Below are 10,572 nucleotides of genomic sequence, written 5' to 3' on the forward strand. Positions count from 1 at the left end.
CCGCACCTCCTCGCGCTTGGGGTGGTTGGCCACCCACTCGGCGAGCTGGGCGTCGCGGGCACCCCCCCGGCGGGTCTGCTCCGCGCCCCCCGGCCGCAACAGCCCCCCGCCCCCCCCGGCGCACCCCGCCCCCCCCGCGGGCCCCGCGGGGGCGGCCTAACCTGGCCGGGGCGGCACCACAACCCGGGGGGTTTGGTGGAGCCGGCACCAGTGCCCGACGGCCGGGAGGCCGTTCGGGGCGGAGCCAGTGGGTCAGCGCTCGGTCAGGACTTCGGTCCGGGCCACGGACGGCGCGGCGGACGGGTAATCATAATCCGGCACCGGAGCGGGAGTTGCCCGGCGGCGTCGGTCCACCAGGGCGCCGGTCGCGGCGACGACCAGACCGATCAGCGCGACCGCGGTGACCAGGACCAGCGCCGGCCGGTAGCCGTCCAGCTGGGCCTGCGGGCTGTCGCCGCCCGCGCTCCCGGCCGTGAGCATCGCGGTCACCCCGGCCAGCACCACCGCGGTGCCGACCTGGATCGCGGTGTTCACCAGCCCCGAGGCCAGCCCCTGCTCCTCGTCCGCCACCCCGTCGGTGGCGGCGATGTTCACCGAGGGGAAGGCCAGCGCGAAGCCCACGCCGAGCAGCAGCATCGAGGGCAGCACCAGGACCGGGTACGAGCTGTGCTCGTCCAGGCGCAGGAACAGGGCGAAGGCTCCGGTCAGGGCCAGCAGGCCGATCGGCAGCAGCCGGCCGGTGCCGAAGCGGTCCACGATCGGGCCCATGAACGGGGCCGAGAGCGCGATGAAGGCGCCGGCCGGCAGCAGGCCCAGGGCCATCTCCAGGGCCGACCAGCCGAGCAGGTGCTGGAGGTAGAGCGTGACGACGAACTGGAAGCCGCCGTACGCCCCGGCCATCGCGAAGGCGACGATGTTGGCCCGGGCCACCGAGCCGTTGCGGAAGATGCCGAGCCGGACCAGCGGGTGGGCGGCGCGGCTCTCGGCGAGCAGGAAGGCGGCGGCCAGCGCGGCCACCACGACCAGCGAGCCGAGGGTGCGCAGGCTCAGCCAGCCGGCGCCCTGGGCCTCGGTCACGGTGAAGACCAGCAGGAGCACGGTCGCGGTTCCGGTGATCGCGCCCAGCACGTCGTAGCCGCCCTTGGCGGGCTCCTCGACCGGGCGGGGGAGCAGCCGGACGGCGAACACCAGGGCGAGCAGGGCGACCGGGACGGGCATCAGGAAGGTCCAGCGCCAGCCGACCGAGGTGAGCAGTCCGCTCAGCACCAGGCCGAGCGAGAAGCCGCTGGCGCCGCAGGTGGTGTAGATCGACAGCGCCCGGTTGCGGGCCGGGCCCTCCGCGAAGGTCGTGGTGATGATCGAGAGGCCGGCGGGGGCGGTGAAGGCGGCGCTGACGCCCTTGAGGAAGCGGGCCGCGATCAGCAGGCCGCCGTCGTCGACCAGCCCGCCGACCAGTGAGGCGGCGGCGAAGACGCCGAGGGCGACCAGGAAGACCCGGCGGCGGCCGAGCAGGTCGGCGGCGCGGCCGCCGAGCAGCAGCAGGCCGCCGTAGCCGAGCACGTAGCCGGAGACCACCCACTGCAGGGTGGAGGTGGAGAGGTGCAGTTCGGAGCCGATGGAGGGGAGGGCGACGCCCACCATCGAGACGTCCAGGGCGTCCAGGAACATGGCGGCGCAGAGCACGAGCAGGGTGCCCCAGAGGCGGGGTGTCCAGTTCAACCCGCTGGTTGACGGAGCGTCGGGAGACGTGGCGGTCGCGGTGGTCATGGGGAGGACAGTACATGCACGTGCATTCAATGCAAATGAATTAGATGTGAACGCATAAATTTACGATGCACGTGCTAACCTGGCGGGGTGGCTGAACTCGACCCCCTCGAAGCCTCGGCGGAGGCCGGTCTGATCGCGGAATGGCGCGAGCTGCTGGCCCGGCACGCCTCGACCGTCTGCGCGCTCGACCGTGAGCTCGGCGAGAAGTACGGGCTGGGCATGAGCGAGTTCGAGGTGCTGGAACGCCTGGTGGAGGGCTTGGTGGCCGACGGCCGACAGGCCCTGCGGTCCAGCGAGCTGGGGCCGACCGTCCACCTGAGCCAGAGCGCGCTCTCCCGGCTGATCGCCCGCCTGGAGAAGAGCGGGCTGGTGACCCGGGCGATGTGCGAGAGCGACCGGCGGGGCATCATGATCGCCCTCACTCCGGCCGGGCGGGAGCGCTACGACCAGGCCCGGCCGCTCCACCGGGAGGTGCTCGGACAGACCCTCGGCGGCCGGTTCGCCCCGCTCTGCGGGGAGTCCCGGAACCAGGACTGACGCCACCTCAACTGTGCGGTGCGGTGCTTGTGTTCCATGCCCTGTCGGTTGTCGTCGGCGGTCTCAGAGCAGTGAGTGCAGCCCCGGCGCGGCGGCCAGCAGGACGACCGCGGCGGGCGCGGCCAGCGCGACGGCGGTCAGCCGCAGCCGGTGCGGGACGGAGAGCCGGGGGCGGCCCGCGAGCAGTCGGTCCACCCGCTTCGGGGACTGCGCCAGACCGGGCGGGCAGGAGCCGAACACCCCGCGGTCCAGGTTGAGTTCGGCGAGCGCGAGGGCGGTGGTGTGCCGCCCGTGCCGGCGGGCGGCCCGGTCGTCGGCCGCCAGCTCGACCAGCTCCGCCACCTGGTCCCGGAAGGCCCGGAACACCCGGACGCCGGGGAAGCCGGAGGCGAGCGCCTGGGCGAACTGCTGCAGCCAGTGGTGCCGGGCGCGGACGTGGCCGCGCTCGTGGCTCAGCACGGCCGCCAACTCCCGGTCGGTGAGCTGCTGGAGGGCGCCGGTGGTGACCACCAGGCGGGAGTTCGGGCCGGGCAGCGACCAGGCCTCGGGGCGGACGTTCTCCAGCACCACCAGCCGCTCCCGGCGGCTCCGGGCGGCTTCGATCGCCTCGGGCAACTCCGGCGCCCTGGTCGCCAGTTGGGCGTGCCGACGGGAGCGCAGGGCCTTGGCCGTACGGACCTCGCGGGTGAGCGCCAGCACCGTCTGCAGCGCCCCCGCGGCCAGCACCGCGGCGCACAGCCGGCCCCAGCCCTCGGCGTCCTGGAGGCCGTAGGCGGCCTCCACGCCGTACGGGGCGCCGGAGAACACCCAGGCGCGCAGCGCGGGCTCGGCGGCGGAGGCGGCGAGGACCAGGCCCAGGGCGCAGCACAGCAGGACGGCCACCACGACGCACTGCCACACCAGCAGGGCCAGCACCGGTTCGCGCTCCACCCAGCGGGCCCGGGCCAGCAGCCGGGGCACCACGGTGGCGAGCAGCAGGCCGAGCAGCAGCAGGCCGGTCAGGGCAGTCATCGCATGGGCTCCCCGAGTACGCACGGAGCGCGACAGCGCGCTCCCTGCCAACCTATGCGCTGGCAACGCCCGGTGGAACGGCTTTCGGCGGGCCAGTGACCAACGCCACGCGCCGGTCCCGGGTCGGGCCGCGCTGGGTCGGGCGAGCCGGGAGCGTCACATGGTCAGGAGCATGGCGAACATGCCGATCCCCATGGCCAGTCGGCAGGCCTGCGGCAGGCCGGTGGTACCGACGACGAGGGTCCCGGCCGGGGTGCGCAGCAGCCGGGCGCCGGTCCAGAGCGCGTAGCCGCCGAAGTAGAGCAGCAGGGCGCCGGTCAGCAGGGGCGCTCCGGCGGCAGCGGGGTGGTGGTGGCCGGCGGGGGAGACGGTCATCGCCAGGGCCAGGTACGTCATGGCGAGAGCGCCGACCGCGTGGTGCAGCCGGTGGCCGCGGCCGCGGGGCGTCTGCAGGGCGGCGAGCAGGAAGACGGCCGCCGGGAGGCCGAACAGCACGGCCCAGACGGCGGCCGGGACGGTGGCGCCGGTGACGGCCATCGCCGCCATGCCGAGCCCCATCAGGGCCTCGGCGGCGTCGGACTCCCGGGCGAGCGGCGGGTGGGCGCGGTGCGCGCCGTGGGGCGCGGCGGCACAGGAGGGGTGCCGAAGGCGGGTCAGGCAGGTGGCGCCGGCGGTCGCGGTGAGGAGGGCGAGGAGCCAGTTGACCAGGGTGGGTCCGTGCAACGGCGGCCTCCCGGGGCGCGGACGATCGTCCCGTCCACGATCACCGCTCCGCCCCCGGCGGGGCCAGGGCGCGTACGGGGGCGCACAGTGGTGACCGGCGTGGTGCGATCCACCCGGTGAGACCCACGCCCCCCCGAGCGCCCCCGTACCGGCGGCTCAGCCCTGGAGCCGCCCCGAGGCGACGATCCGCCTGAGGAACTGCCGGGTCCGCTCCTGCTGCGGATCGCCGAACACCTGCTCCGGCGGCCCCTGTTCGAGCACCACCCCGCCGTCCAGGAAGCAGACCTGGTCGGCGACCTCGCGGGCGAACCCCATCTCGTGGGTGGAGAGGACCATCGTCATCCCCTGCTCCTTGAGGTCCCGCACCACCGACAGCACCTCCCCGACCAGCACCGGGTCGAGCGCCGCGGTGATCTCGTCGAGCAGCAGCAGCCGCGGCCCGGCCGCCAGCGCCCGGACGATGGCGACCCGTTGCTGCTGTCCGCCGGAGAGCCGGTCCGGGTACTCCCGGGCCTTGGCCGCCAGCCCGAGCCGGTCCAGCAGCGCGAGCGCCTTCTCCTCGGCCTCCGCCCGTCCGACCCGGTGCACCCGGCGCGGGGCGAGCGTGACGTTCTCCAGCACCGTCATGTGCGGGAACAGGTTGTACGACTGGAACACCACCCCGATCCGGCGCCGCACGGCGTCCTCGTCGGCGCGCGGGTCGGTGATCTCCTCGCCGTCCAGGAAGATCGCGCCGTCGTCGATCCCCTCCAGCAGGTTGACGCACCGCATCAGGGTGGACTTCCCGGAGCCGGACGCCCCGATCAGCGCCGTCACCGAGTGCTCGGGCACCGCGAGGCCGACGTCGCGCAGCACCACCTGGTCGCCGAAGCTCTTGCGCACCGACTCCAGCCGGAGCACCTCCGTCCCGGTCACACCGCACCCCCCTGCAGCTGCCGACGGTTCATCCGCCCGGTCAGCCAGTCGGCGAACCGGGTCAGCGGAACGGTCAGCACGATGAACACCAGCCCCGCCACCAGGTACGGCGTGAAGTTGAAGGAGTGCGCCGCGATGATCTTCGCGGCGTACACCGCGTCGATCGCGCCGCCGATCGAGACCAGCCCGGTGTCCTTCTGGAGGCTCACCAGGTTGTTGAGCAGCGGCGGCACCACCCGCCGTACCGCCTGCGGCAGCACCACGAACCGCATGGCCTGCGCGTTGGTCAGCCCCAGCGAGCGCGCCGCGGCCCGCTGGCTGGGGTGCACCGACTCGATGCCGGAGCGGAACACCTCCGACACGTACGCCGAGTACGTCAGCACCAGCGCGGCCCCGCCGAGCAGCAGCGGATCGGTGGTCACCCCGGTGAGGCGCAGCGCCGGCACCCCGGTGATCATCACCAGCAGGCAGATGATCATCGGCAGCCCGAGGAAGAAGTCCACGTACGCGGTGGCCAGCAGCCGCACCGGCAGGAAGACCGGCCCGCGCAGCGTCCGCAGCACCGCCAGCAGCAGCCCGAAGACCATGATCAGCACCCCGCAGCCGAGCATCAGCTCCAGGTTGAGCCGCAGCCCGCGGAGCACCTCGGGCAGCGCCTGGCGGGCGTAGTCCAGGTTGAAGAAGGTCCGCCGGGTCACCGCCCAGCCGGGGGAGTTGACGACCAGCAGGTAGAGCGCGACGGCCGTCAGCAGGGTCGAGGCGGTGGCGACCAGCGCCGAGCGGCGGGCCCGGGCCCGCCGGTACGCCTCGTGCGCGAGCCGCCGCTCGGACGGGCGGTACCCGTCCTCCCCGGCCGGGGAGGCGGACCCGGCCGCGGCTGCGGCGGTGTCGACCGGCCCGGGCGGGCCCGCCTCCGCACTCACTTGAGCACCGGCGCCGAGACGGCGTCCGACAGCCACTGCTTCTCCAACCCGGCCAGCGTCCCGTCCGCGCGCAGCGCGTCCACCGCCTGCGACACGCACGGCGTCAGCCGGGAGCCCTTGTCCAGCACCAGCCCGAACTGCTCGGCCTTCGAGGCGGATGCGAACTGCCCCACCACCTGGGCCTCAGGCACCTCGGCGCCGGTGATGTAGAACGCCGTCGGCAGGTCGACGACCAGCGCCTCCACCTGACCGTTCTTCAACGCGGCCTTGGCCAGGTCGTTGGAGTCGAACACGGCCGGCTGGGTGCTCGGCTTGATGGTGTCGGTGATGGTGTCCAGGCTCGTGGTGCCGACCTGGGCGCCCAGCTTGGCGCCCTTGAGGTCGGCGACGCTCTTCGCCCCCGCCGCCTTGGAGCCCTTCAACGCGATGACGGCCTGGCGCACGTCGTAGTAGCCGGAGGAGAAGTCCACCGCCTGCTTGCGCTCGTCACTGATGGACACCTGGTTGATGTCGAAGTCGAAGTCCTTGGCGCCCGGCGCGGTCGCCTTGCCGAACGGCGCGACCACCCAGCCGACCTTGTCCTTCGGGTAGCCCAGCTTCTCCGCCACCGCGTACGCCACGGCCGACTCGAAGCCCTTCCCGTTCTCCGGCTTGTCCTCGGAGAACCAGGGGTCGTACGCCGGCTTGTCGGTGCCGACGGTCAGCTTCCCGACGGTCCGGGTGGCCAGCGCCCCCGGCGCGCAACCCGCGGCCGCGCCCGCGGTGCCCGGGGCGCCGGAGGCGGCGGCCCCGTCGGACTTGGCGTCCTGCGGCGCGCACCCGGAGAGCACGGCGGCGACGACCGCGAGCGCGGCGAGGGGCAGGGCGGTGGACGGCTTGCGGAGGCTCATGGCAGGGCTCCAGGGGAGGACCGGGCGGGACGGGGGGAGGGGCCAGGGGTGCTGCGGGCCGGACCGGGCGGGCCGCTTCCCGGCGGGTCACTTCCCCCGGTGGCGGCGCCGGAACACACACGGCATGGTCGGCGTACGGGCCCGCGTCCGCGGCGCCCCGGGCCGGATCAGCGACAGCGGCGGCAGTGGCAGCGGCTGTGCGGGCGGCGGCAGGGACAACAGGCCTGCTGACGGGAGGGCGCCCGGAACGGGTTGTCATGGCGCTCGGCCACCGTGATCACCTCCGGGAGCATGCGGGGAGGTTCGCATCAGGACGGCACGGCTGTCCAGAACATCCAGGAAACCGTCCACATGCCGGACAACCGGGGCTCCGGCGGAGAATCCGGGGCCGGAGCGGCGGCACACGGGAGGTTTGCCGGTTCGGACCCCCTTGAACGGGAGAACCTTTCGTACTTATGGTGTCCTCGTTGAAATAACTCCTGTCGAAGTGAGTCCACGATGCAGAATCTTTCGCCAAGGCTCGCTGCGGCGGCCGACGCCCCGGCCTCGACCCTCGCCGCTCACCCGGCGTGGCTGCGCCTGAAGGAGGCCGTCGAGACGCTGCGCCCGCTGCAGTCCAAGGACGGCTCCATCGACCTGTCCGCGGTCCAGCGCCACACCGTCGACCCGCTGGTCGCCGACGTCCGGGCGTCCATCGAGGAGCTCGCCCCGCACTTCCCGCACGACGCCGCCTACCTGAAGGCCGTCGACGCGGACCTCGCCAAGTGGGCCGACACCGGCTACCGCGAGCCCGACTTCCTGGACTCGCTGCTCGCCTTCCAGCCCGCCGAGCAGCGTGAGGACGGCCTGGAGCACCTCGTCGTCTTCCCGATGTACACCCAGAACGGCAACCCGGACCGCAACCTGGAAGCCGTCCTGCTGAGCGTGGTCTGGCCCGAGTGGCTGGACGAGCTGGAGCGCACCCGGTTCGACAACCCGATGTTCGTGCCGATCACCTTCACGGACTTCACGGCCGGCTACGACACCAACTCCGCCGTGCTCTTCCCCGAGACGGTCGCCGTGCGCAAGGCGCCGGAGCGCTTCACCTGGGGCGGCATCTTCTGCGACCGCGAGGCCGCCCGCTTCCGCGCCGTCACCACCAGCGCCGTCCAGCAGCTCGGCCTGGAGATCCCGGCCGACGCCGAGGGCCTGCTCGAGGACCAGCAGCGCGCCCAGGAGACCTTCGTGCTGTGGGACCTCGTCCACGACCGCACCCACAGCCACGGCGACCTGCCGTTCGACCCCTTCATGATCAAGCAGCGCAGCCCGTTCTGGATGTACGGCCTGGAGGAGCTCCGCTGCGACCTCACCACCTTCAAGGAGGCGGTGCAGCTGGAGACCGAGGGCAACCCGCACGCCCGCGACGTCCAGTACGCGATCCTCTTCGACCGGCTGTTCCGCTTCCCGGTCAGCGGCGACCGCGTCCGCAACTACGACGGCATGGGCGGCCAGCTGCTCTTCGCGTACCTGCACAAGCACGACGCGCTGCGCTGGCGCGACAACCGCCTCACCATCGACTGGGAGCGCGCCCCGCAGGTCACCAACGCCCTCTGCGCCGACATCGAGACCCTCTACCGCGACGGCATCGACCGGCCCAAGCCGGCCCACTGGATCGCCGCCTACGAGCTGGTCTCCCGCTACCTCACCCCGCACCCGGCCTCCACCTGGGCCAAGGGCCCCGAGGCCCTCCCGCTCGACCTCACCGACGGCAAGGCCCTGAACAAGGCGCTGTGCGACGCCGTGCTCCCGGACGAGTTCCCGCTGAGCATGTTCTACGAGGCCCTGTCCAAGAAGCTCCGCGGCGTCATCGCCGCCACCGCCGGCATCACCGGCGCCGGTATCCAGGGAGTCGCCGCGTGACCACCAACCCCTCCACCAAGCTGGCCGGCAAGGTCATCGCGGTCGCCGGAGCCAGTGGCCCGGCCGGCCAGGCCGTGCTGCGCCGCCTCGCGGCCGAGGGCGCCACCGTGATCGGTGCCGACATCGACCCCCGGCGCCTGGAGTCCGCCCTGGACGCCACCCGGGTCGCGGTGCGCGGAGCGAAGGTTAGCGGTCAGGTGATCGACCTCCTCGACCCGCAGGAGGTCCACGACTGGGCCGACCACCTGGAGGCCGAGCACGGCCACGTCGACGGCGTGTTCCACCTGGTCGGGGGCTGGCGCGGCAGCAAGACCTTCTTCGACAGCCGTCTGGACGACTGGGACTTCCTGCACGACACCGTCGTGCGCACCCTCCAGCACACCTCGCTGGCCTTCCAGCCCGCGCTGGTCCGCAGCTCCGCCGGCCGCTACGCCATGATCTCCGCCGCGGCAGCGCACAAGCCCACCGCGGGCGGCGCCGCCTACGCGGCGGCCAAGGCCGCCACCGAGGCCTGGACCCTCGCGATGGCCGACTCCTTCAAGAAGGAGACCACCTCCCCGGACGGCGAGCCCACCGCCGCGGCTGCGATCCTGGTCATCAAGGCGCTGGTCAGCCCCGAGATGCGGGCCGAGAAGCCGGAGGCCAAGTTCACCGGCTTCACCGACACCGCCGACCTCGCCGGACACCTGGCGGACCTCTGGGACCGCCCCGCAGCAGAACTGAACGGACAGCACCTGTGGCTGACAGCCCGATGACCGACCTCACCCGTACGGACGCGGTACGGCGACACGACCCCGCCGTCCGCGGCTTCGCCAGCGACAACTACGCGGGCGTGCACCCCGAGGTCCTCGCCGCGATCGCCCTCGCCAACGGCGGCCACCAGATCTCCTACGGCGAGGACGACTACACGAACCACCTCCAGGACGTCTTCCGCCGCCACTTCGGCGACAAGGCCGAGGCCTACCCGGTCTTCAACGGCACCGGCGCCAACGTGGTCGCCCTCCAGGCGCTGCTGCCGCGCTGGGGCGCCGTGGTCTGCGCCGACACCGCCCACATCCACGTGGACGAGGGCGGCGCGCCGGAGAAGATGGGCGGCATCAAGCTGCACACCGTCCCCACCCCGGACGGCAAGCTCACCCCCGAGCTGCTCGACCAGCAGGCCTACGGCTTCGGCGACGAGCACCGCGCGCAGCCGCTCGCGGTGTCCATCACCCAGAGCACCGAGCTCGGCACCCTCTACACGGTCGACGAGCTCCGCGCGGTCATCGACCACGCCCACCAGCTCGGCATGCTCGTCCACATGGACGGCTCCCGCCTGGCGAACGCGGCCGACTCGCTCGGCCTGCCGATGCGGGCCTTCTCGACCGACCTGGGCGTCGACGTGCTGTCCTTCGGCGGCACGAAGAACGGCCTGCTGCTCGGTGAGGTCGTGGTGGTGCTCAACCCGGAGCGGGTGCGCAACATCAAGTACCTGCGCAAGACCTCGATGCAGCTCGCCTCGAAGATGCGCTTCGTCTCCGTCCAGTTCGAGGCGCTGCTCGCGGGCGACCTCTACCTGCGCAACGCCGGCCACTCCAATGCGATGGCCCGCCGCCTGGACGCCGCGGTCCGGAAGATCGACGGCGTCGAGGTCGTGCGCCCGGTCCAGGCCAACGCGGTGTTCGCGATCCTCCCGCGCGAGGTCAGCGAGCGGCTGCAGAAGCGTTACCGCTTCTACTTCTGGAACGAGCAGACCGGTGAGGTCCGCTGGATGTGCTCCTTCGACACCACGGAGGCCGACATCGACGCCTTCGCGGCGGCCATCGCCGAGGAGATGGGCCGGGCCTGACACCCGGACCTGACAGTGCATCGCCTCCGCCCGGACTCCGGGCGGAGGCGATTTGCATGTGGCGGGTCGGTCCCCGTAC

General features: G+C 72.9%; 10 protein-coding genes. 4 read left to right on the forward strand and 6 right to left on the reverse strand.

The window, feature by feature from the left end; translation table 11 throughout:
* Positions 1–252: 252 nt before the first annotated feature.
* A complete protein-coding gene (locus tag ACFWXO_RS06940) occupies positions 253–1,767 on the reverse strand; it encodes an MFS transporter (protein ID WP_375895942.1) in 1,515 nt (504 codons plus the stop codon).
* Positions 1,768–1,854: 87 nt separating this feature from the next.
* Between ACFWXO_RS06940 and ACFWXO_RS06945 the strand changes: the two genes are divergently transcribed.
* Complete coding sequence (locus ACFWXO_RS06945) at positions 1,855–2,304, forward strand: MarR family winged helix-turn-helix transcriptional regulator (protein ID WP_380522642.1); 450 nt, start codon at positions 1,855–1,857, stop codon at positions 2,302–2,304.
* A gap of 63 nt (positions 2,305–2,367) precedes the next feature.
* On the opposite strand, the gene ACFWXO_RS06950 is transcribed toward ACFWXO_RS06945, so the two are convergent.
* The 5 genes from ACFWXO_RS06950 to ACFWXO_RS06970 all read right to left on the reverse strand — a co-directional run bounded on the left by ACFWXO_RS06950 (position 2,368) and on the right by ACFWXO_RS06970 (position 6,766).
* A complete protein-coding gene (locus tag ACFWXO_RS06950; RefSeq protein WP_375895948.1) occupies positions 2,368–3,315 on the reverse strand; it encodes a M56 family metallopeptidase in 948 nt (315 codons plus the stop codon).
* Between the two features lie 156 nt (positions 3,316–3,471).
* Complete coding sequence (locus ACFWXO_RS06955) at positions 3,472–4,038, reverse strand: DUF5134 domain-containing protein (RefSeq protein ID WP_380522643.1); 567 nt, start codon at positions 4,036–4,038, stop codon at positions 3,472–3,474.
* Positions 4,039–4,194: 156 nt separating this feature from the next.
* Entirely contained in the window at positions 4,195–4,953 is a 759-nt protein-coding gene (locus tag ACFWXO_RS06960) for an amino acid ABC transporter ATP-binding protein (RefSeq protein WP_375895953.1), read from the reverse strand.
* Positions 4,950–5,876, reverse strand: a complete 927-nt coding sequence (locus ACFWXO_RS06965; protein ID WP_380522644.1) for an amino acid ABC transporter permease — start codon at positions 5,874–5,876, stop codon at positions 4,950–4,952. Before ACFWXO_RS06965 ends, ACFWXO_RS06960 begins: the two co-directional genes overlap by 4 nt.
* On the reverse strand, positions 5,873–6,766 hold the full coding sequence (locus tag ACFWXO_RS06970; RefSeq protein ID WP_380522646.1) for an ABC transporter substrate-binding protein: 894 nt from the start codon (positions 6,764–6,766) through the stop codon (positions 5,873–5,875). Before ACFWXO_RS06970 ends, ACFWXO_RS06965 begins: the two co-directional genes overlap by 4 nt.
* Positions 6,767–7,264: 498 nt before the next feature.
* Between ACFWXO_RS06970 and ACFWXO_RS06975 the strand changes: the two genes are divergently transcribed.
* The 3 genes from ACFWXO_RS06975 to ACFWXO_RS06985 are packed head-to-tail and all read left to right on the forward strand — an operon-like array spanning position 7,265 to position 10,493.
* On the forward strand, positions 7,265–8,665 hold the full coding sequence (locus ACFWXO_RS06975; protein ID WP_375895962.1) for a DUF6421 family protein: 1,401 nt from the start codon (positions 7,265–7,267) through the stop codon (positions 8,663–8,665).
* Positions 8,662–9,420: an SDR family NAD(P)-dependent oxidoreductase gene (locus ACFWXO_RS06980; protein ID WP_375895965.1), complete on the forward strand. Its 759-nt coding sequence runs from the start codon at positions 8,662–8,664 to the stop codon at positions 9,418–9,420. Before ACFWXO_RS06975 ends, ACFWXO_RS06980 begins: the two co-directional genes overlap by 4 nt.
* Positions 9,417–10,493 carry a threonine aldolase family protein gene (locus ACFWXO_RS06985; RefSeq protein ID WP_380400519.1) on the forward strand — a complete coding sequence of 359 codons (1,077 nt, stop codon included), beginning with the start codon at positions 9,417–9,419 and terminating at the stop codon, positions 10,491–10,493. The genes ACFWXO_RS06980 and ACFWXO_RS06985 overlap by 4 nt, the downstream gene beginning before the upstream one ends.
* The last annotated feature ends 79 nt before the right edge of the window (positions 10,494–10,572 follow it).

Origin of the sequence: Kitasatospora sp. NPDC059088, from assembly GCF_042738155.1 — a bacterium.
GTDB lineage: Bacteria > Actinomycetota > Actinomycetes > Streptomycetales > Streptomycetaceae > Kitasatospora.

What these genes read in the sequence shown, in the direction of transcription:
- ACFWXO_RS06940 (WP_375895942.1), bottom strand. Translation starts at nt 1,767, where the DNA reads ATGACCACCGCGACCGCCACGTCTCCCGACGCTCCGTCAACCAGCGGG.
- ACFWXO_RS06950 (WP_375895948.1), bottom strand. Translation starts at nt 3,315, where the DNA reads ATGACTGCCCTGACCGGCCTGCTGCTGCTCGGCCTGCTGCTCGCCACC.
- ACFWXO_RS06970 (WP_380522646.1), bottom strand. Translation starts at nt 6,766, where the DNA reads ATGAGCCTCCGCAAGCCGTCCACCGCCCTGCCCCTCGCCGCGCTCGCG.
- ACFWXO_RS06975 (WP_375895962.1), top strand. Translation starts at nt 7,265, where the DNA reads ATGCAGAATCTTTCGCCAAGGCTCGCTGCGGCGGCCGACGCCCCGGCC.
- ACFWXO_RS06985 (WP_380400519.1), top strand. Translation starts at nt 9,417, where the DNA reads ATGACCGACCTCACCCGTACGGACGCGGTACGGCGACACGACCCCGCC.